Below are 23,119 nucleotides of genomic sequence, written 5' to 3' on the forward strand. Positions count from 1 at the left end.
ATCGTGGTGCACGTCGGCGTCACGCGCGGGGTCTCCTGTTGCGTGTGCGTCTCGTTGCCGGGGTCGATGCGCTCGGAACGCGATGAAGATGTCGTGCCCGACCCGGAAACCCCGGGCAGTCAACGGCTTCACCAGCAGGCACCCGGACGTGCCGACGTAGCTGGTCGAGGTCGGGCATCAGGTACTCATCGAGCCCGGTCTGGACGCACACCAGCACCGCATCGGCGCCGAGTCCGCGGTGAGCTGGAAGTCCCCTGGTGCACGGCCTTGTCCAGCCGGCGGTGGCCGGCCTCGATCAGGTCGACCTCGCCCGAGCGGATCGAGCCGAGGCGGCTTGTGACAGGTCGATGCCGATCACCCCGACGCCGCTCTCGCGCAGTCCGAGCGCGGTCGGCAGGCCGACGTGCCCCATCCCGATTGCCGCGACCGAGGTCAAGCGGTTCAGCTCGGCGATGGCTTCGTGTTCAGCGGCAGTAGTCGTCATTGCGATTCACCCGTCTCTCGCGCGGCGGAATGGCGGCGGGACGAAGTCAATGCGCGGACCCGTCCCATGGGCTCCGGCGTGCCGGAAATCTGTCATTCGCCGGCGAGAACCGACAACCCCTGAAGACCGTCTGAAGCAGACCTTGGGCGCGGCGGGCGAAGACCGTCCGCTCGTGGCCGGTGAGTGTCCACATCGGACAGAACGGCTCCCCGGGCGGGCCCTTTCGCTCCGCGGTGTCCTTCGAGTAAACTGTGCAAGCCCTACACTAATCAAGCTGAGAGGCTACCGGAATGGTCGTGGCGGCATCCAAGCCCGCGCCAGAACGCGTCCTGGCCGAAGGTCCGCTGTCGTGAACGCGACCCGCCGGTTCGCGGGCCGGGTCACCGAGCTGGACCGGAAGCTGGCGGCCACCGAGATCGAGCACGCCCGCTCGCAAGGCGAGTACGACGTCGCCGAGGCGGCCCGGCGGCTGGCGCGCGTCCAAACCGCGACCACGCAGGCCGCGCTGCGCGTCGCGGTCGCCGGCCGGGCCGGGGACGTCATCCCGCCCGCGCTCGAGGCGGCACCGCGGGTCGCGATCGCACTGTGGCTGCTCGTCAGCGTCGTCCACATCGTCATCTGGCTGCTGGACGGCGTGCTCAACGGGGACTGGGACCCGTCGTGGCTGCTCTGGGTGCTGCTCGGCGGCGGGGTGCTCGCGGGCGGCGTGTGGGCCGCGCGCGAGTGGGATCGCCGCCTGCGCGCGGTGTCCGGGGCGGGCGGATAAGGCCGGAGCGGCCGTCCGCTGTCCCTGACGAATCGCGGCCGGGTTCGATCCGGGGGGTCCGGTCGCCCGGCCGATCGCCGTGCGGCGGCAGCCGATCGAGGCGGCGACCCTGCCCGGGGCAGTGCGCAATAGGGGTACTGGGGCATCTCCGGCGCGGTTAATCTCGGATCACCCATCCGCGCCGGGCGTGCCCCGGTTTCCTTTTCCTGGAGTGGATTCCATGCGTGTGCTCATGGCCGCCCCGTCCTCGCCCGCCCGGCTGCACAATCTCGCGCCACTCGCGTGGGCATTGCGGACGGCGGGCCATGACGTGAAAATCGCCGGACGCCCTTCGTTCGCCGAGGAGATCCTCCGCACCAGTTGCGTGGCGGTAGAGCTGGAAAGCGGTGCCGAAGAGGGGCTCGCCGAATCCGCGGCCCTGGCCGAGTTCGCCGAGCTGTGGCGTCCTCAGGTCGTGGTCTCCGACGCCCTCGCCCCGGCGGGAACGGCCGCCGCGCGAGCGGTCGGCGCCGTCGCCGTCCGCGTCCTCGGCGCCCTGGACGAGCCGGACGCGGAGGACGCCGCGGACATCACCTTGGACACCGTGCCGCCGTCGCTGCGGGCCGGGAGCGGTGCCGTCCGCGCGGTGCGGCACGTGCCCTACTTCGGTCCCGTGGTGGTGCCGAACTGGTTGCGCCGCAAGGCACGGCGCAGCCGCGTGCTGCTCTCCCTCACCGACGAGACGCTGTTCGGCCCGCTTTTCGACGCGGTCGCGGGAGCGGACTTCGAACTCGTGTGCTCGGCCCGCGTACCGGCGGGGGTCACGCTGCCGGCCAATGTCCGGCTCGTCGACTCCGTGCCGCCGGCCGCGTTGCTGCCGACGTGCGCCGCGGTCGTCCACGACGGCGACGCGGCCCTCGCGCTCGCGGCGGCGGCACACGGCCTGCCCCAGCTTTCTCTTGCCGAAACGGCGATCACCGCGCGCATCGCGGCGGCAGGCGCCGGGAAGACCGGCTCCGGCGAAGCGGCCCGCACGCTGACGGCCGACGAGGAGCTGGGCCGCGCCGCGAAGGCGTTGCGGGAAGAGATCGCCGCGCTGCCCGCTCCGCGCACCGTTGTGGCCGAACTGATTCGCTGACCGCGCCTGCCGAAGTCCGTGAGGGCCGCCTTGAGGGAATCTCATTCCCTCAAGGCGGCCCTCACGGATGTCTGCCGAGCAGAGCCGCGGCGGGAGCCGCTCACCCACCCCGGACTCCGCCGGTTAGGGGTGGGACAGGGCAAAACATCTGGATAGCGTTTTTCCCGGAATCACCTGGAAATCGCGGCAACTTCCCGAGGCGGTCGATTACGTGAGTGCCAATTTCTGCTTCGCCGGCGCCGAACTGGGGGCAATGACGTGAGCACGGAAAACGAGGGCAAGCTGCTCGGTTACCTCAAGCGCGCCACCGCGGAACTGCGCGAGGCGAAGCAGGCCCTGCGGGACGCGCGCGACGCCGAGACCGAGCCGATCGCGATCGTCGGCATGGACTGCCGGTATCCCGGCGGCGTCGGCTCCCCGGAGGACCTGTGGGAGCTGGTGGCGACCGGCACCGACGCGATCGGCCCGTTCCCGGCCGATCGCGGCTGGGCGCTGGACGCGCTCTACGACCCTTCGGGCGAGCGGCCCGGCACCACGAACACCCGCGAAGCGGGATTCCTCTATGACGCCGCCGAGTTCGACCCGGAGTTCTTCGGCATCTCGCCGCGCGAGGCACGCGCGATGGACGCCCAGCAGCGGCTGCTGCTGCAGACGTCCTGGACCGCGCTGGAGCGGGCCGGCATCGTGCCGGAGACGCTGCGCGGCAGCAGCACCGGCGTGTTCGCCGGGGTGATGTACCACGACTACCTCGGCCACGAGGCCGCCGGCAGCGTCGTCTCCGGCCGGGTCGCGTACGCGCTCGGGCTGGAGGGCCCGGCGGTGACGGTGGACACCGCGTGCTCGTCCTCGCTCGTCGCGTTGCACTGGGCCGCCCAGGCGCTGCGCCGCGGCGACTGCGCGCTGGCCCTCGTCGGCGGGGTCACGGTGATGGCCACGCCCGGAACGTTCGTGGACTTCGCCGAGCAGCGCGGCCTGTCGGACGACGGACGCTGCAAGGCGTTCGCCGCGGGTGCCGACGGCACCGGCTGGGGCGAGGGCGTCGGTGTGCTCGTCGTCGAGCGGCTGTCCGACGCCCGCAGGCTCGGCCACGACGTGCTCGCCCTCGTGCGCGGCAGCGCGGTCAACTCGGACGGGGCCTCCAGCGGGCTCACCGTGCCCAATGGGCCGGCGCAGCAGCGGGTCATCCAGCAGGCGCTCGAATCGGCCGGACTGTCCACATCGGACGTGGACCTCGTCGAAGGGCACGGCACCGGGACGAAGCTGGGCGACCCGATCGAAGCGCAGGCCCTGCTGGCGACCTACGGTCAGCGCTCCGACGCGGCCGGAGAGCCGCTGTGGCTGGGCTCGCTCAAGTCGAACATCGGGCACGCGCAGGCCGCCGCGGGCGTCGGCGGCGTGATCAAGGTCGTGCAGGCCATCCGCCACGGCGTGCTGCCGAAGACCTTGCACGTGGACGCGCCTTCGCCGCATGTCGACTGGTCGGCAGGCAAGGTCGAACTGCTCACCGAGTCCCGTGCGTGGCCCGCGGTGTCCCGGCCGCGGCGCGGCGCGGTGTCGTCGTTCGGCATCAGCGGCACGAACGCGCACGTGATCGTCGAGCAAGCGGAGGCGGTCCCGGAGGAGCCGGTGACCCCGCTCGCGCTGCCCGTCGTCGCGTGGCCGGTGTCGGCCGACTCGGCGGACACTCTGGCCGCGCAGGCGCGGCGGCTCGCCGAGCACGTCGATGCCGCCGGTTCGCCTGCCGACATCGGTTTCTCGCTCGCCACGACCCGTTCGGTGCTGGACCACCGGGCCGTCGTCGTCGGTGCCGACCACGCGGAGCTGCTCGCCGGGCTGAACGCGCTCGCCGAGGGCACCGCCGCGCCCGGCGTGGTGCGCGACCGGCGGGGCAGCGGCCGGACGGCGTTCCTGTTCACCGGTCAGGGCACCCAGCGCGCCGGGATGGGCCTGGCGCTCGCCGAGCAGTACCCGGCCTTCGCCGAGGCGCTCGACGCCGTGGCCGCCGAACTGGACCCGCAGCTGGACCGTCCACTGAGGACAGTGCTCGGCGACGAGGAAACACTGGAGCGGACCGGCTTCACGCAGCCGGCGCTGTTCGCCGTCGAGGTCGCGCTGTTCCAGTTGCTGGAGACCTGGGGCGTGCGGCCGGACTTCCTCCTCGGGCACTCGATCGGCGAGCTGGCCGCGGCGCACGTCGCAGGCGTCCTGTCGCTGCGCGACGCCTGCACGCTGGTCGTCGCGCGGGCGAAACTCATGCAGGCCCTGCCCTCCGGTGGCGCGATGGTCGCGATCCAGGCCACTGAAGCCGAGGTGACGCCGCTGCTCACGGACGAGGTGAGCATCGCCGCGATCAACGGACCGGACGCGCTCGTGGTTTCCGGTACCGAAGAAGGAACAGCCGCCGTCGCCGCTCGGTTCGACGGCCGCAAGACCTCGAAGCTGCGCGTCTCGCACGCTTTCCACTCGCCGCTGATGGAGCCGATGCTCGCCGAGTTCGCCGCAGTCGCGAAGAAGCTCTCCTATGCCGCGCCCGCGATCCCCGTCGTCTCGACGGTCTCGGCCGATGCCGACCTCGCGACGCCGGAGTACTGGGTGCACCAGGTCCGCGCGACCGTCCGGTTCCACGCCGGGGTTCAGTCGCTAGCGGACGAAGGCGTCCGGACGTTTGTCGAGATCGGACCGGCCGCGGTGCTCACCGCCGCCGCCCAGAACGGATTCGACGACGACACACTCGCCTTCGTCCCGGCCCAGCGCAAGGACCGCGCCGAAGCCCACACCGTCGTCACCGCGCTCGCGACCCTGCACGCTCGGGGGATTCCCGTGGACTGGGCCGCGTTCTACGCCGGTGCCCGGCGGGTCGCGCTGCCCACCTACTCGTTCCGCCGGACTCGCTACTGGACACCCGCCGCCACCACAGCCGGGGACGTCGCGGACCACGGTCAGCAGGCCGCCGGGCACCCTGTGCTCAGCGCCGTCGTGCGGGTCCCGGACTCCGACACGCTCGTGCTGACCGGCCGGCTGTCCACCAGCACCGTGCCGTGGCTGGCCGGCCACGTCGTACTCGACACGATCCTGTTGCCCGGCACGGCCTTCCTTGAGCTGGCGCAGCGCGCCGCAGACGAAGCGGGCTGCGCCCGGATCGAGGAGCTGACGCTGCACGCCCCGCTGACTCTCGCCGAGCGCGCGGGCGCGGCGATCCAGGTTTCGGTGGACGCCGAGGACGACGGCCGCCGCCGGATCGCTGTCCACTCGCGACCCGACGGCCAGGACGCCTGGATCCGGCACGCCGAGGGGTTCGCCGGAACCGAGGCGGAGCCGCCGTCGTTCGACTTGGCCGAATGGCCGCCGGCGGGTGCCGTCGAAGTCGAGCTGGCCGACCCGTACGCGCGGCTCGCCGAGCTGGGATACGACTACGGCACCGCGTTCCAGGGCCTGCGGGCGATGTGGCGCGACGGCGACGACGTGTACGCCGACGTCGTCCTGCCCGACGCCGCCGACGCTGTCGGCTATGGTCTGCACCCGGCGCTGCTCGACGCCGCCATGCACGCCCAGCTGCTCGGCCCGGAGCCCGAGGACGGCGAAGCGAAGCCGATGCTGCCGTTCGCTTTCACTGGCACCACCCTGCACCGCGCGGGAGCGGCGGCGCTGCGGGTGCACGTCTCGCCGACCAGTCCGGACACCATCACGCTGCGGATCGCCGACGACACCGGCGCGCCCGTGCTGTCCGTCGAATCCCTGGCCGCGCGGCCGATCTCGCTGGACAAGCTGGCGTCGACCCGGGACTCGCTGTTCCGGGTGGAGTGGGAACCCGCTTCGCCCGCCGGGAGCACCGGGAACGCCGATGGCGCGAAGGTGCTGGAAGTGTCCATTCCGGACGGTTCGCCGCCCGCCGCGGCCCGCGCGGTCACGCGGCAGGTGCTCGCCGCGGTGCGGGAACTGCTCGCCGGGGACGGCGAGACCCGCTTGGCCGTGATCACGCGCGGCGCGGTGGCGGTCGGCGGTGAGGACCTCGACCCGGTCCTCGCGCCGGTCTGGGGCCTGGTGCGGGCGGCTGAAGCCGAGAACCCGGGCCGGTTCGCGCTCGTCGACCTTGACGGGAACGGCGCCGCCGAGCCCGCCTTGGCCACCGGCGAACCCGAGACAGCCGTCCGCGGCGGCAAGGTTTTCGTGCCGCGCCTGACCCCCGCGACCGCGCGGGCCGGGGACCTGAACTGGAACCCGGACGGGACCGTCCTCATCACCGGGGGCACCGGCGGGCTCGGCGCGGTCGTCGCGAAGCACCTGGTGACGCGGCACGGCGTGCGCCGTCTGCTGCTCACCAGCCGCCGGGGCGCCGACGCGCCCGGCGCGGCCGAACTGCGCGAAGAACTCCGGCAGCTGGGCAGCGAGGTGACGATCGCGAGCTGCGACGTCACCGACGCGGCGTCCGTGCGGTCGCTGCTCGACGCGATCCCGGCCGAAGCGCCGCTGACCGCCGTCCTGCACGCCGCGGGCGTTCCCGCCGCCGGCCGGGTCGAGACCCTCGCCGACGACGAGCTGGACCGTGTCTTCGCCCCCAAGGTCGACGGCGCGTGGCACCTGCACGAGCTGACCCGCGACCTGGCCGCGTTCGTCCTGTTCTCCTCGGCCGCGAGCACCGTCCTCGCGGCAGGCCAGGCCGGGTACGCCGCCGCCAACGCCTACCTCGACGAGCTGGCTCGCCACCGCCGGGCCCACGGGCTCGTGGCGACGGCACTGACCTGGGGCGCCTGGGCCGAGGACGGCGGCATGGCAGGCGAACTCGACGAGGCCGACTTCCGCCGGCTGCGCCGCCTCGGCACGCCGCCGATGGCCACCGAGGAGGCGCTCGCCCTGCTCGACGCGTGTCTCACCGCCGAGGACGCCGTGCTCGCGCCGGTGAAGCTCGACCTCGCGGCGTTGCGCGCCCGCAGCGACGCTCTTCCGCCGGTCCTGCGCGGGCTCGTCCGGCCCGCGCCGAGCCGCCGCCCGGCCGCCCGGTCCGGTGCCGCGGTCGCCGCCCGGCTGAGCACGCTGCCCGAGGCCGAGCGCGAGGCGCACCTCCTGAACGTGGTGGCCGAGCAGGTCGCGGCGGTGCTGGGATTCGCCTCGGCCGCGTCGGTCGAGCCCGAGCGGGCCTTCCAGGAAATGGGTTTCGACTCGCTCACCTCGGTCGAGCTGCGCAACCAGCTCGGAGCGCTGACCGGCCTGAAGCTGACCGCGACCGTCGTGTTCGACCACCCGACGCCCGCCGCGCTCGCCCGGCGCCTGCACGAGCTGCTCGGCCCCGGCCGCGGCGCCGCGGAGCCGCTGCTGACCGAGATCGACCGGCTGGAAACGCTGCTCGGCGGCGCGGCCGGAACGCTGAACGGGTCGACCGCGAAGGTCACCGCGCGCCTGGACGCCCTGGTGCGCAAGTGGGCTGACGCGCACGCGGGAGCCGAAACCGAAGCCGGTCTGGACGAGGCGACCGACGACGAGCTGTTTGCCGTGCTGGACGACGAATTGGGCATCTCATGAACGGGCAGACCATGAGCAACGAGGACAAGCTCCGCGACTACCTGAAGCGTGCGACGGCCGATCTCAAGCAGGCCCGCCGCCGGCTGCACGAGCTGGAGGCGCGCGACACCGAGCCGATCGCGATCATCGGCATGAGCTGCCGCTACCCCGGGGGCATCGCGACGCCGGACGACCTGTGGGACGTGGTCGACGAGGGCCGCGACGTGATCGGGGAGTTCCCGGCCGACCGCGGCTGGGACATCGAGGGCGTCTACGACCCGACACCCGAACGGCCCGGCAAGACCTACACGCGCCACGGCGGTTTCCTTTACGACGCGGCGAACTTCGACGCGGAGTTCTTCGGCATCAGCCCGCGCGACGCGCGTCGTGCCGACCCGCAGCAGCGGATCCTGCTCGAAGCGTCCTGGGAGGCCATCGAGCGCGCCGGGCTCGACCCGCACGCGCTGAAGGGCAGCCCCACCGGCGTCTTCGCCGGCGTGATGTACCACGATTACAGCGGCGGCAGCCCCGAGGGCAGTCTCGTGTCCGGTCAGGTTTCCTACACGCTCGGCCTCGAAGGACCGTCGGTGTCGGTGGACACCGCGTGCTCGTCTTCGCTGGTGGCACTGCACATGGCCGCCCAGGGCCTGCGCCGCGGCGACTGCACGCTCGCGCTGGTCAGCGGCGTCGCCGTGATGGGCACGCCGGAGATGTTCGTCGACTTCTCCGGCCGCCGCGGGCTGGCCGCGGACGGCCGCAGCAAGTCGTTCTCCGACGACGCGAACGGCACGTCGTGGGCCGAGGGTGTCGGCGTGCTGGTGCTGGAGCGCGTTTCGGAGGCGCGCCGCAACGGTCACCAGATCCTCGCGGTGCTGCGCGGATCCGCGGTGAACCAGGACGGCGCGAGCAACGGTTTCTCCGCTCCGAATGGTCCCTCGCAGGTCCGGGTGATTGAGGCGGCGCTGGCCGACGCCGGGCTTTCAGTGTCCGATGTGGACGCTGTCGAGGCACACGGCACCGGCACCGCGCTCGGCGACCCGATCGAGGCGCAGTCGCTGATGGAGACCTACGGGCAGCGCACGACGGGGGAGCCGCTGCTGCTCGGCTCGATCAAGTCCAACATGGGCCACCCGCAGGCCGCCGCCGGCGTCGCCGGGGTGATCAAGATGGTGCAGGCGCTGCGGCACGCCCGGCTGCCGAAGACGCTGCACGTCGGCACCCCGTCGCGGCACGTCGACTGGACCGCCGGAGCGGTGGAACTGCTGACGGAATCGCGCGCATGGCCCGAAGTGAATCGACCCCGCCGCGCGGCCGTGTCCTCGTTCGGCGTCAGCGGCACCAACGCGCACGTGATTCTGGAGCAGGCACCGGTCACCGAGACGGCCGAGCCCGCCGCGGCTCCCGTCTATCCGCTCGTGCTGTCGGCGAAGACCCCGGCCGCGCTGGCTGCGGCCGCGGGCCGGATCGCGTCCCATGTGGACGGTCAAGCTGGCGAACTCGCCGACATCGCGCACACCCTCGCCACCGGACGGGCCCGGCTCGACCACCGCGCGGTAGTCGTCGCGCAAGACCGCGAGCAGGCTGCGGAAGCCCTGCGCGCGTTGGCTTCCGGCGCGTCTCGCCCGGACGTCGTCACCGGCACCGCCGACGCACGCGGCAAGACCGTGTTCGTGTTCCCCGGCCAGGGCTCGCAGTGGACCGGCATGGCGACCGCGTTGCTGGAGCAGTCGCCGGTGTTCGCCGAGCGGATGGCCGAGTGCGACGCGGAGCTGCGGAAGTTCGCGGACTGGTCGGTGCTCGCGGTGCTGCGCGGCGAAAGCGGCACCCCGCCTGCCGACCGCGTGGACGTGGTGCAGCCGATGCTGTGGGCGGTGATGGTCTCGCTGGCCGCGCTGTGGCGGGCGCACGGCGTGGAACCGGACATGGTGATCGGCCACTCGCAGGGCGAAATCGCCGCCGCGAGCGTCTCGGGCGCACTGTCCCTTGAGGACGGCGCCCGGGTGGTCGCGTTGCGCAGCAAGGCGATCGGGGACGTCCTCGGCGGCCGGGGCGGCGGGATGCTCGCCGTCGGCCTGCCCGCCTCCGGCCTTGGCTCCCGGCTCGATGCCTGGGACGGCCGGATCTCGGTGGCCGCGGACAACGGGGCCACCTCGGCCGTGCTGTCCGGTGACGGTGCCGCCCTCGACGAGCTGCGCGACCAGCTCGTCGCCGAGGGATTCCGCGCCAAGCGGGTGCCGGTGGACTACGCGTCGCATTCCGCGCACGTCGAGCACCTCGCCGACCGTCTGCTGGCCGACCTCGCCCCGATCGCCCCCGGAGCCGGGACGGTCGCGATGACCTCCACGGTGACCGGGGAGCCGGTGGCCGAGTCCACTGTGGACGCCCGGTACTGGTTCACCAACCTGCGCACGACGGTCCGGTTCGCGCCGGTGGTCGCGAAGCTCGCCGACGCGGGTTACCCGCGGTTCATCGAGATCAGCCCGCACCCGGTGCTGGCCATGAGCATCCAGGAGACCCTCGACGAGGGCGGCCACAACGGTTCCGTCACCGGGACCCTGCGCCGCGACGAAGGCGGCCTGACCCGGTTCGCGACCTCGCTGGCCGAGCACTCGGTCCGCGGCGGCGCGGCGGACTGGGCCTCGCTGGTGCCCGGCGCGCGGCTCGTCGAACTGCCGACGTATCCGTTCCAGCACAAGCGCTTCTGGCACGAAGAGGAGGCCGCGGCGGTGCCCGCGACCGGAGCTCAGGTCGCCGACCAGGACTTCTGGCAGGACATCGCCGCGGGCGACGTCGACGCGCTCGCCGCCCGGCTCGGCGTCGAAGCCGCCCCGCTGGCCGAGGTCGTCCCGGCGCTGGCCGCCTGGCACGGCCGTCGCACCGATCTGTCCACAATAGAATCGTGGCGCTACCGCGTCTCGTGGGCTCCGGTGAGCGTCGCGGGCGAGCTGGCCGGCACCTGGCTGGTCGTCGTCCCCGCCGACGTTCCCGAGGCGGCCGAACTGGCCGACGCGCTGGCCGCGCACGGCGACGTCGTGCGGGTGATCGCGACGGCGGACCGCGAAGAACTGGCCGGGCTGCTCACCGAGGCGACAGCGCTGCGGCCGTTCGACGGCGTGCTGTCGCTCCTCGCGCTCGACACCCGCGAACACCCGGAGCACCCCGCACTCAGCACCGCGGTCGCCGCTACCGTCGCGCTGCTGCAAGCCTTGCGCGACAACGAGGTCGACGTCCCGGCGTGGGTGGTCACCCGTGGTGCGGTCGCGGTGGACGCCTTCTCCGACGCCGACCCGGCCGCCGCAGCGGTGTGGGGACTCGGCACGGTCGTCGCGCTCGACCAGCCCTCCACCTGGGGCGGCCTGGTCGACGTCGACGGCCCCGCGGACGCCGCGCGGCTGGCCGCGGTGGTATCCGGGGCGGACAGCGAGGACCAGGTCGCGATCCGGCCGTCCGGAGTGTTCGCCCGGCGCATGGTCCGCGCTCCACTGCCCGCGACCGAAGCAGAGTGGCAGCCTCGGGGGACGGTGCTGGTCACCGGCGGCACGGGCGCGGTCGGCGCGCACGTCGCCCGCTGGCTGGCCGGACGCGGCGCCGAGCACCTCGTGCTCACCAGCCGCCGCGGCCTCGACGCCGAAGGCGCGCGTGAACTGGTCGACGAGCTGGCTGGCACCCGCGTCACGGTGGCGGCCTGCGACGTCACCGACAGGCAGGCGCTCGCGGCGCTGCTGGCCGAGCACCCGCCGGCAGCCGTGGTGCACGCAGCGGGCGTGCTGACCGACGAGCCGGCCCTTGCCGAAGTCACGCCCGCGGAGTTCGCCGCTGCCACCCGCGCCAAGATCACCGGCGCGGCTCTGCTCGACGAACTGCTGGGCGACACCGAGCTGGACGCGTTCGTGCTGATGTCCTCCGGCGCCGCGGTGTGGGGTACCTCCGGCCAGCCCGCCTACGCCGCGGGCAACGCCTACCTCGACGCGCTCGCCCGCCGTCGCCGCGCCGCGGGACGCACCGCGACCGCGGTCGCGTGGGGCTCGTGGGGCGGCGGGGGCATGGTCGGCGCCGAAGCGAGCGACCTGCTGCGGCGCATCGGCCTGGCCGAGATGGCCCCGGAACTCGCGGCCGAGGCGCTGGGCCAGGCCCTGGACCGCGACGAGACCCACCTGGTGGTCGCCGACATCGACTGGGCCACGTTCGCCCCGGTGTACCAGCTCGCCCGGCCGCGGCCGCTGCTGCGCGCACTGGCCGAGGTCGCCGAGGACGAGACCGGCCCGGTCGAGGACACCGGCGACCTGAAGGGGAAGCTCGCCTCGCTGACGCCCGCCGAACAGCAGCGGACGCTGCTGGAGCTGGTCCGCGGCCAGGTCGCCGTGGTCGCCGGCTACGACAACGGCTCGGCGGTCGAACCGGCCCGCGCGTTCAAGGAGCTCGGGTTCGACTCGGTCACCGCGGTCGACCTGCGCAACCGGCTCGGGGCCGCCACCGGCCTCAAGCTCCCGGCCACCGTCGCGTTCGACCACGTCAACCCGCGGGCGCTCGCCGAGCATCTGTGGACGCGCCTGGGCGGCGGCGAAGCGGCGGTCCCGCTGGAGGCGGAACTGGACCGGCTCGAAGCGGTCGCGTCCGCTTTGGACGCCGCGGAGATCGACCGGTCCCGGATCGTCGTCCGCCTGCAGGCGATGGTGACCGCCCTGCACCAGACCCAGGCCGGCACCAAGGCCGCCGACGTCCTGCACACCGCGACCACGGACGAGCTGTTCGCCCTCATCGACAACGAGCTCGGCGCCTGAGCGCACCCACCCAGCGACAAGAGGATTCTGGCGATGACTGACGAAAGCAAGCTGGTCGACTACCTGAAGCGGGTGACCGCCAACCTGCAGGAGACGCGTGAGCGGCTTCGTGCGGTCGAGGCGGCGGAAGCCGAGCCGATCGCGATCGTGGCGATGGGCTGCCGGTACCCGGGCGACGTGCGCTCGCCGGAGGACCTCTGGGAACTGGTGGCCGGCGGCCGGGACGCGGTCGGCGCGTTCCCGTCCGACCGCGGCTGGAACCTGGACACCCTGTTCGACGCCGACCCCGACAGCCCCGGCACGAGCTACGTCTCCGAGGGCGGGTTCGTCCACGACGCGGGCGAGTTCGACGCGCCGTTCTTCGGCGTCTCCCCGCGCGAGGCGCTCGCCATGGACCCGCAGCAGCGGCTCGTGCTGGAGCTGGCGTGGGAGACGTTCGAGCGGGCGGGCATCGCGCCGCACTCGCTCGCCAAGCAGCAGGTGGGCGTGTTCGTCGGCAGCGGCGATCAGGACTACTACGACGAGCTGCCGCCGTCGGTGCTGGCGGGCGAGGTCGCGGACTACCTGAGCACCGGCAACGCCGCGTCGGTCATTTCCGGCCGGGTCGCCTACGCGCTCGGGCTGGAAGGACCGGCCGTCACGGTCGACACGGCGTGCTCGTCGTCGCTGGTCGCCCTGCACCTCGCCGTGCAGGCGCTGCGGCAGCGCGACTGCTCGCTGGCGCTGGCCGGTGGTGTGATGGTGATGTCGCGGCCGGGTCCGTTCCTGGCGTTCAGCCGGCAGCGCGGGCTCGCCGCGGACGGCCGGTGCAAGGCGTTCTCCGACAGCGCGGACGGCACGGGTTGGGCCGAGGGTGCGGGGACCCTTTTGCTGGAACGGCTTTCCGACGCGCGCCGCAACGGCCACCCGGTCCTCGCGGTCGTGCGCGGCTCCGCGGTGAACTCCGACGGCGCGTCCAACGGTCTCACCGCGCCGAACGGCCCTTCGCAGCAGCGGGTGATCCGGCAGGCACTGGCCAACGCGCGGCTCTCGGCGTCCGATGTGGACGCTGTCGAGGGCCACGGCACCGGCACCACGCTCGGCGATCCCATTGAGGCACAAGCACTTCTGGCCACCTACGGCCAGGACCGCGCCGAGCCGCTGTGGCTGGGGTCGATCAAGTCGAACATCGGGCACGCGCAGGGCGCGGCAGGCGTCGGCGGTGTGATCAAGATGGTGCAGGCGCTGCGGCACGGTCTGCTGCCTCGCACGCTGCATGTCACCGAACCGTCCACCGAGGTCGATTGGACCTCCGGCGCGGTCGAACTGCTGACGGAGGAGCGTCCGTGGGCGGCTGGGGAACGCCCCCGGCGCGCGGGCGTGTCGTCGTTCGGCGTCAGCGGCACCAACGCACACGTGATCGTCGAAGAAGCCCCCGCCGTCGAAGCGGAAGAAGCGACGCCGAGCTGGCCCGAAGGCGTCCCGGTCCCGTGGCCGCTCGCCGGGCACGGCACCGCGGCGCTGAAGGCGCAGGCGGCCCAGCTGCTGTCCGTTGTGGACGGTGCCACCCCGCTCGACCTCGGTTTCTCGCTGGCGACGTCCCGGTCGCCGCTCAGCCACCGCGCCGTCGTGCTCGACGGGAAGGCCGGGGTCGCCGCACTCGCCGAGGGCTCGGCGTCGCCCGCGCTCGTCACCGGCACCGCCGTCGAGGGGCTGACCGCGTTCCTCTTCTCCGGCCAGGGCGCTCAGCGCGCGGGCATGGGGGCCGAGCTGGCCGCCGCGTTCCCGGTCTTCCGCGAGGCGCTGGACGAGGTCTTCGCCGCGCTCGACCCGCACCTCGACCGTCCGCTCAAGACGGTCGTCTTCGAGAACCCGCGGCTGATCAACCAGACCGGTTACACCCAACCCGCCCTGTTCGCGATCGAGGTGGCGCTGTTCCGGCTGCTGTCTTCGTGGGGCATCAAGCCCGACTTCCTGCTCGGCCACTCGGTCGGCGAGCTGGCCGCCGCGCACGTCGCGGGTGTGCTGTCGCTGACCGACGCCTGCGCTCTCGTCGCGGCACGGGCGAAGCTCATGCAGGCTCTCCCGGCCGGCGGTTCGATGGCCGCCTTGCAGGCGACCGAGGACGAGGTCGCCCCGCACCTGACTGACGCCGTCAGCATCGCCGCGATCAACGGCCCGGACTCAGTGGTGCTTTCCGGCACCGAGGACGCGGTCGCCGCGGTGGTGGCGAAGTTCGAGGGCCGCAAGTCCTCGAAGCTCAAGGTTTCGCACGCGTTCCACTCGCCGCTGATGGAGCCGATGCTGGCGGAGTTCGCCGCCGTCGCCCGCACGCTCGCCTACTCCCGGCCCGAGATCCCGTTGATCTCCAACGTTTCCGGCGCGCTCGCCGGGGCCGAGATCGCCACGCCGGAGTACTGGGTCTCGCACGTCCGCGCCGCGGTCCGGTTCCACGACGGGCTGACCGCGCTGAGCGCCCAGGGCGTTTCCCGGTTCGTCGAGGTCGGGCCGGACGGGGTGCTCTCCGCGCTCGCCCGGCAGAGCCTCGACGCGGTGGTCGTGCCGGTCCTGCGCAAGGACCGGCCGGAGCCGCGGGCAGCGCTCACGGCGCTGGCCGAACTGTTCGTCAGCGGGCTCGTCCCGGACTGGGCCGCGGTCTTCGCCGGCCGTGGCGCCCAGCGTGTCGACTTGCCGCCATATGCCTTCCAGCGCAAGCGCTACTGGATCGACGCCCGCGCCAACCGCGACGAGGTGACCGCGGCCGGCCTCGCCTCGGCCGGGCACCCGCTGCTCGGTGCCGCCGTTTCGCTCGCCGACACCGACGGCGTGGTGCTTACCGGGCGGCTTTCGGCGGAGACGCACGCGTGGCTGGCCGAGCACCGGCTCGGCGAGGTCATCACCGTGCCCGGCACGGCGTTCCTGGAGCTGGTGGTCCGCGCCGGCGACCAGGTCGGCAGCGGCCGGATCGAGGAACTCACGCTCAGCAGCCCGCTGGTGGTGCCGGAGCGCGGCGGCGTGCAGGTCCAGGTGACCGTCGGCGCAGCGGGGGAGCACGGCGTCCGCGCCGTGACGGTCCACTCGCGCGCGGAAGGCGCCGACGGCGAACCGTGGACGCTGCACGCGAGCGGCACGGTCACGCCACCGTCGTACCGCGGCGGGGTGGAGCTGGCCGAGTGGCCGCCCGCCGGTGCCGAGCCGGTCGGGATCGAGGGCGTGTACGACGACTTCGCCGACACCGGCCTGACCTACGGCCCGCTTTTCCGTTCGCTGCGAGCAGTATGGCAACGCGACGGCGAGATCTTCGCCGAAGTCGCGCTTCCGGAGGACAGCGACGCTGACCGCTTCGGCCTGCATCCGGCCGCGCTCGACGCCTGCACCCACGCCCTGCGCGTCGCGGGCGGCGGGGACGGCGGCGTCGGCCTGGTTCCGTTCTGCTGGACCGGAGTCGAGCTGCACGCCACCGGTGCGTCCGCGCTGCGGGTGCGGTTCACGCCGACCACCGAGGACGGCTACGAGATCGCCCTCGCCGACCCGACCGGAGCGCCGGTCGCGACGGTCGCCGAGACGGTGTTCCGCGCCTTCGCCGCGCCAGTCGCCGAGCAGGCCGCTCCGCTGTACCGGATCGAATGGCAGCGGCCTGCGGAGACAGAATCCACTGCAGACACTTCGGACGTGCAGGTCCTGGAGTGCGCCGGCGAATCCGGCACCGCGGCCGAGACGCACGAACTCACGCACCGCGTCCTGGCCGCCCTCCAGACGTGGCTGGCCGAGGAACACCCGGAGCAAGCCAGGCTCGTGGTGGTCACGCGCGGCGCGGTTCCGGCCGCCGGGGACGTCACCGACCTCGCCGCCTCGGCGGTCTGGGGCCTGGTCCGCTCGGCGCAGGAAGAGAACCCGGACGCCTTCGTCCTGCTCGACCTCGATGCCGAAACCACGCCGGAAGCGGTGTTGCCGCAGGTGCTGGCCTCCGGCGAAACGCAGGCTGCGGTCCGGCTCGGCACGGTCCTCGTGCCCCGGCTGGTCCGCACGACGCCGGAGCTGGACCGGCCGTACTTCTGCCCGCACGGCACGGTGCTGGTCACCGGCGCGTCCGGCGCGCTCGGCGGAAAGCTCGCCCGGCACCTGGTCGCCGAGCACGGCGTGCGCAGGCTGCTGCTGCTCAGCCGCCGGATCACGCCCGCGCTCGGCCAGCTGGCCGCCGAACTGCGGGAAAGCGAGGTCGACGTCCGGCTGGAGCGCTGCGACGTCGCCGACCGCGAGGCACTGGCCGGCGTGCTGGCGTCGCTGCCGGAGGAGAACCCGCTCACCGCGGTCGTGCACGCCGCCGGCGTTCTCGACGACGGTGTGGTCACCGCGCTCACCCCGGAGCGGGTCGACGCCGTGCTCGCCCCGAAGGTCGACGGCGCGCTGAACCTGCACGAACTCACCCGCGAGACCGCGTTGTCCGCGTTCGTGCTGTTCTCGTCGGTCTCCGGCGTGCTCGGCGCGCCCGGTCAGGGCAGCTACGCGGCGGCCAATGCCTACCTGGACGCACTCGCGTCGCACCGCGTCGCGCACGGTCTGCCGGGTCTGTCGCTCGACTGGGGCCTGTGGGGCGAGGTCGGCGGCATGGGCGGCACGCTCACCGGAGAGGAGGTGCAGCGGCTCGCGGCCAGCGGCATCGTGCCGCTGTCCACTGCGGACGGTCTGGCGCTGTTCGACCGCGCGCTCGCGGTCCGCAAGCCGACCGCCGTCCCGGCCAAGCTCGACCTTCCGGTGCTGCGCAAACTCGACCGGCTCCCGCGTACGCTGGAACAGCTCGTCGGCCGCACCACGCGCCGGGTCGCCGCCACGGCCGAATCCTCAGCGGACTCCTTCGCCGGACGGCTGCTGGGCTTGCCGGAAGAAGACCGGCGCGACGCCGTGCTGGAACTGGTGCGCGGGCACGCCGCGACCGTGCTCGGCTACGGCGGCGCGCACGAAATCGAGTCCTCGGCACAGTTCTCGTCGCTCGGCTTCGACTCGCTGACCGCGATCGAGCTGCGCAACGGCCTCACCGCGGCCACCGGGCAGCGGTTGCCCGCCACCCTGATCTTCGATTACCCGACGCCGGCCTCGCTGGCCGCGCACCTGCTGGCCGAGCTGGCCGGCACGGCGGTCGAGATCAGCGCGGTGTCCGCTAAGGACAACTCGGACGAGCCGATCGCCATCGTCGGCATGGCCTGCCGGCTGCCCGGCGGAGTCAGCTCGCCGGAACAGCTGTGGGAACTGGTCGCCGAGGGCCGCGAGGCGATCGGCGGCTTCCCGGCCGACCGCGGCTGGGACCTCGACGGCCTGCTCGACCCGACCGGCCGCCGCCCCGGCACGACGTATGTCGCGCGCGGCGGGTTCGTCTACGACGCGGGCGACTTCGACCCGGCCTTCTTCGGTGTCTCGCCGAAGGAAGCGCCGATGATCGACCCGCAGCAGCGGCTGCTGCTCGAAGCGTCGTGGGAGGCGCTGGAGCGGTCCGGGATCGACCCGGTTTCGCTCAAGGGCAGCCCGACCGGCGTGTACGCGGGCGTCCAGTACCACGACTACGTGGGCGCGAACAGCGCCGGTTCGATCGTCACTGGCCGGGTGTCCTACTCCCTCGGTTTGGAAGGTCCGGCGGTCAGCGTGGACACGGCGTGCTCGTCGTCGCTGGTCGCGATGCACATGGCGGCGCAGGCATTGCGGGGCGGGGACTGCTCGCTCGCGCTGGCCGGCGGGGTCACGGTGATGGCCACGCCGGAGACCTTTGTGGAGTTCAGCCGCCAAAAGGGACTCGCGGCCGACGGCCGGTGCAAGGTGTTCTCCGACGACGCCGACGGCACGACCTGGTCCGAAGGCGTCGGCGTCCTGGTGCTGGAGCGCCTCTCCGACGCCCGCGCCAACGGGCACCCGGTGCTCGCGGTCCTCAAGGGCAGCGCGGTGAACCAGGACGGCACCTCGAACGGCTTGACCGCGCCGAACGGTCCCGCACAGCAGCGGGTGATCCGCGCGGCACTGGCCGACGCCGGGCTGGAACCGTCCGATGTGGACGCTGTCGAAGCGCACGGCACGGGCACGAAGCTGGGCGACCCGATCGAAGTACAGGCGCTGCTGGCCACTTACGGCACGCAGACCTCGGCGGACCGTCCGTTGTGGATCGGTTCGGTGAAGTCGAACATCGGGCACACCCAGGCCGCCGCGGGCGCCGCCGGGGTGATCAAGATGATCGAGGCGATGCGGCACGGCGAGCTCCCCGCGACGTTGAACGTGGGCAAACCGTCGAGCGAGATCGACTGGTCCTCGGGCGCGGTGCGGGTGCTGGCCGAACCGGTGAAGTGGCTGCCGAACGGCCACACCCGCCGGGCGGGCGTCTCCTCCTTCGGCGTGAGCGGCACCAACGCGCACGTGATCCTGGAGGAGGGCGACCGGCGCGAGGTCACCGCCTCGACTGGTCCGGAGCACGACGGCCCGGTCGCGTGGCCGGTCTCCGGCCGCGGCGCCGCGGCGTTGCGCGCGCAGGCCGAACAGCTGATGTCCTATGTGGACGAAGAGCCCGAAGGCAGCCTCGCCGACATCGGCTTCTCGCTCGCCACCACGCGCGGCGCGTTCGACCGCCGGGCAGTGCTGATCGGCAGCCGGTCACCGCAGTTCGTCCGCGGTCTCGCGGCGCTGGTCGACGAGGAGGAGGCGCGCGGGGTCGTCAGCGGGATCGCCACCGCGAGCGGGCGCACCGCGTTCCTGTTCGCGGGCCAGGGTTCGCAGCGCGCGAAGATGGGGGCACGGCTCGCCGAGCAGTACCCGGTGTTCGCCGCCGCGTACGACGAAGCCTGCGCCGCGGTCGACCGGCACCTGGACCGCCCGATCCGGCCGGTCATCGACAGCGGAGAGGGGCTCGACGAGACCCGCTACACCCAGCCCGCGCTGTTCGCGCTGGAGGTCGCACTGTTCCGCCTGGTCCGGGCGTGGGGGGTCAAGCCGGACGTGCTCGCCGGGCATTCGATCGGCGAGATCGCGGCGGCTCACTGCGCCGGCGTGCTCTCCCTCGAAGACGCGGCGAAGCTGGTGGTCGCTCGCGGCGCGTTGATGCAGGCGCTGCCGGCCGGCGGGGCGATGGCGGCGATCGACGGGACTCCCGAGGCGGTTCGCGAAGCGGCGGGGGACACTGTGGACATCGCCGCGGTGAACGGTCCGGCCGCCGTTGTCATCTCCGGAGCCGCGGAAGCGGTTGCCGAAGTGGCGGCGAAGTTCGAGCGCACCAAGAAACTCCGTGTCTCGCACGCATTCCACTCGCGACTGATGGACCCGATGCTTGCCGAGTTCCGCACTGTCGCGGAAGGACTGTCCTATGCGGACTCGAGGATCCCGGTCATTTCGACGGTCACCGGCGGCCCGGCGGACCTGACCTCGCCGGAGTACTGGGTGAATCAGGTTCGCGCGGGCGTGCGGTTCCGTGACGCGGTCACCCGGGCGGCCGCGGACGGCGTGACCCGCTTCCTGGAGCTGGGCCCGGACACCACGCTCGCCGCGATGGCCGCGGGCTGCTTCGACGAGCAGCCCGAGGCGCTGGCCTCGTTGCTGCACAAGGAGAACGACGAGGCGGTGGCCGCGCTGACCGGTGTCGCGCAGCTGTACGTCAGCGGCGTCGACGTCGACTGGTCGGCGGTCTACGAGCCGACCGGCGCTCGGCCGGTGCCGGTGCCGACCTACCCGTTCCAGCGGCAGCGCTTCTGGCTGGAGAGCACCTCCGGCGCCGTCGGCGAGGAGGACCACCCGCTGCTCGGGACGGCACTGGAACTGGCCGGCGCCGAGGGGCTGCTGTTCAGCGGACGGCTTTCGGTCGGCACGCACCCGTGGCTGGCCGACCACGTCGTCGGCGGCTCGATCCTGTTCCCCGGAACCGGTTTCGTCGAGATGGCGATCCGGGCAGGCGACGAGGCCGGCTGCCCGCGCCTGGACGAGCTGACCCTGGAGTACCCGCTGGTCGTCCCCGAGCGCTCCGGCGTCCGCGTGCAGTTCGCCCTCGACGCGCCCGACGGCGGCGGCGCCCGGACGTTCAGCGTGCACTCCCGGCCGGAAGGCGACAGCGCCGTCTGGACCCGGCACGCGATCGGCAAGCTCGCCAAGGCGGGCAAGGCCGGGAAGTTCGAGCTGGCCGAGTGGCCGCCCGCCGATGCCGGGGAAGTCCGGTTGGAGGGCACCTACGAAGAGCTGGCCGCGGACGGGCTGGTCTACGGTCCCGCGTTCCGCGGGCTCGTCGCGGCCTGGAAGCGCGACGGCGAAGCGTTCGCCGAAATCCAGCTCCCGGCCTCGGTGTCCGATGTGGACCGTTACGGCATCCACCCCGCCGTGCTCGACGCCGCGCTGCACACCATCGGCGTCTCCGGCGCGGCCGGGGACGAACCGGCGCTGCCGTTCGCCTGGGAAGGCGTCCGGTTGCACGCAGTCGGGGCGACGACCCTGCGCGTCCACGTCCGCCCGGTCGGCTCCGGCGCGGTCTCGCTCGATGTCGCCGACGGTGCCGGGGCTCCGGTCGCGTCGGTGGAATCCCTGCTGCTGCGCCCGATGTCGGCGGTACCGCAGGCGGTGCCGGCCGGCGGCGGCGACTCGCTGTTCCGCGTCGCCTGGGAACAGGCCGACCTCGACGCCGTCGCCGAGGTCACCGACTGGACCGTGCTGGGCCCGGACCCCTTCGGCCTCACCGAGGCGCTGGGCGCCAAGGCGGCCGGATCGGTCGCCGAGGCGAGCGGACTGGTCGTGCTGCCCGCGGGCGGCACGGACGACGTCCACGCCGAACTGCACCGCGTGCTGGGCCTGCTGCAGGACTGGCTGGCCGGGTCCACCGGTTCGCTGATCGTGGCGACCCGGGGCGCGGTGGCCGCCGAGGAGGGGGAGAACCCCGATCCGGCCGGGGCCGCGGTCGCGGGCCTGGTGCGCTCGGCGCAGGCCGAGCACCCCGGCCGGATCACACTGGCCGATCTCGGCGTGGGCACCCCGGCCGGCCGGACGCTGGCCGCGGTGTCGGCCTCCGACGAGCCGCAGGTGGCGTTGCGGGCGGGTGCGGTGCTGGTGCCGCGCCTGGTCCGGGCGGCCGACGCGGCGGCGGCTCCGGTGTGGGACGCCGAGGGCACGGTGCTGGTCACCGGAGCCACCGGCGCGCTCGGCACGGCCGTGGCGCGGCACCTGGTCGGCGAGCACGGCGTGCGCAACCTGCTGCTCACCAGCCGCCGCGGGGCCGAAGCCCCGGGCGCGGCCGAGCTGCGGGACGAACTGGCCGAACTCGGCGCGGACGTCACCCTGGCCGCCTGCGACGTGGCCGACCGGGACGCGCTGGCGGCGCTGCTGGCCGGAATCCCGGCCGACGCGCCGCTGCGGGCGGTGGTGCACGCGGCCGGCGTCCTGGACGACGGGGTGCTGACTTCCCTTACCCCAGAACGACTCGACAAGGTCCTGCGCCCGAAGGTCGACGCGGCGGCGGCGTTGCACGAGCTGACCCGCGAGCTGGACCTCACCGCGTTCGTGCTGTTCTCGTCGGCCGCCGGGGTCCTCGGCGCACCGGGGCAGGGCAGCTACGCCGCGGCCAACGCGTTCCTGGACGCACTGGCCGCCCGGCGCCGTGCCGAGGGCCTCGCCGGCACCTCGCTGGCGTGGGGGCTGTGGAGCGACGGCATGGGCGCGGCGCTGGAAGACGCGGACGCGCACCGGATCGGCGAGACCGGCATCGCCGCATTGTCCACTGAGGACGGACTGCGGCTGCTGGACGCGACGGTGGGTGCGGCGGAGGCGCACCTGGTGCCGATCGCGCTGGACACGCGCGTGCTGGCGTCCTCCGGCGGCGACGACCTCCCGGCCGTGCTGCGCGGACTGGCAGGCGCGCCCGGCCGTCGCGCGGCGCAGGACACGGCGGAGGACACCGAATCGCTGGCGACGAAACTGGCCGGCCTGGCGGCGAACAAACGCGTCCCGACCATGCTGAACCTGGTGCGCACGCACGCCGCGGCGCTGCTGGGCCACGCCGGTCCGGAGGCGGTGGAAGCGGATCGCTCGTTCAACGAGGTCGGCTTCGACTCGTTGTCCGCCACCGGGTTCCGCAACAAGCTCAGCCTCGTCACCGGGCTGAAACTGCCGGTCAGCCTGATCTTCGACTACCCGACCCCGCGGATCCTTGCCGAGTTCCTCGTCGGGGAACTGGCGCCCGCCGAAGAAGCCGAAGCGGCCGTCGCCGGAGAAACCGTTACGGAGCAAGGAGTCCGGGAGGCGCTGGCGGGCATCCCGCTGGAGAAGCTGCGCGCGGCCGGACTGCTGGACGGGCTGCTGGAGCTGGCCGGCGTGCGCCTGGCCGAAGACAGCGCCGAGGAGCCGGAAGCGGTGGAGGAGGCCTCGATCGACGACCTCGACGCCGACGCGCTGATCAGCATGGCGATCGGCGCCGGCGACGACTGAGCGCACCGGCCGCGAGGGGCGGGAACCCCTAACCCGGCAGGCCCCGGCCACTGTTGTCCGGCCCG

5 protein-coding genes and 1 pseudogene are annotated in these 23,119 nt (G+C 73.3%); 5 read left to right on the plus strand and 1 reads right to left on the minus strand.

Features of this window, described 5'->3' with window-relative positions; genetic code table 11:
* Window positions 1-295 precede the first annotated feature (295 nt).
* Window positions 296-484 (minus strand): hypothetical protein, encoded by a 189-nt coding sequence (locus A4R44_RS50295; RefSeq protein ID WP_067580524.1) that lies wholly within the window; start codon window positions 482-484, stop codon window positions 296-298.
* A gap of 349 nt (window positions 485-833) precedes the next feature.
* On the opposite strand from A4R44_RS50295, the gene A4R44_RS15410 reads away from it, so the two are divergent.
* The 5 genes and pseudogenes from A4R44_RS15410 to A4R44_RS15430 all read left to right on the plus strand — a co-directional run bounded on the left by A4R44_RS15410 (window position 834) and on the right by A4R44_RS15430 (window position 23,054).
* Complete coding sequence (locus A4R44_RS15410) at window positions 834-1,250, plus strand: hypothetical protein (RefSeq protein ID WP_067580526.1); 417 nt, start codon at window positions 834-836, stop codon at window positions 1,248-1,250.
* Window positions 1,251-1,470: 220 nt separating this feature from the next.
* Window positions 1,471-2,367, plus strand: a complete 897-nt coding sequence (locus tag A4R44_RS15415) for a nucleotide disphospho-sugar-binding domain-containing protein (protein ID WP_067580527.1) — start codon at window positions 1,471-1,473, stop codon at window positions 2,365-2,367.
* Window positions 2,368-2,649: 282 nt separating this feature from the next.
* Window positions 2,650-7,884 (plus strand): annotated as a pseudogene (locus A4R44_RS15420) (type I polyketide synthase); the annotation flags it as partial.
* Window positions 7,885-7,895: 11 nt separating this feature from the next.
* The gene (locus tag A4R44_RS15425) at window positions 7,896-12,644 is read left to right on the plus strand and encodes a type I polyketide synthase (RefSeq protein WP_067581239.1); all 4,749 of its coding nucleotides are present in this window, start codon (window positions 7,896-7,898) and stop codon (window positions 12,642-12,644) included.
* A 33-nt stretch (window positions 12,645-12,677) separates the two neighbouring features.
* Complete coding sequence (locus A4R44_RS15430; protein ID WP_067580530.1) at window positions 12,678-23,054, plus strand: type I polyketide synthase; 10,377 nt, start codon at window positions 12,678-12,680, stop codon at window positions 23,052-23,054.
* Window positions 23,055-23,119: the final 65 nt, after the last annotated feature.

It is taken from the genome of Amycolatopsis sp. M39, assembly GCF_001651785.1.
Lineage (GTDB): Bacteria > Actinomycetota > Actinomycetes > Mycobacteriales > Pseudonocardiaceae > Amycolatopsis > Amycolatopsis rubida.

What these genes read in the sequence shown, in the direction of transcription:
- A4R44_RS50295 (WP_067580524.1), bottom strand. Translation starts at nt 484, where the DNA reads ATGACGACTACTGCCGCTGAACACGAAGCCATCGCCGAGCTGAACCGC.
- A4R44_RS15415 (WP_067580527.1), top strand. Translation starts at nt 1,471, where the DNA reads ATGCGTGTGCTCATGGCCGCCCCGTCCTCGCCCGCCCGGCTGCACAAT.
- A4R44_RS15425 (WP_067581239.1), top strand. Translation starts at nt 7,896, where the DNA reads ATGAGCAACGAGGACAAGCTCCGCGACTACCTGAAGCGTGCGACGGCC.
- A4R44_RS15430 (WP_067580530.1), top strand. Translation starts at nt 12,678, where the DNA reads ATGACTGACGAAAGCAAGCTGGTCGACTACCTGAAGCGGGTGACCGCC.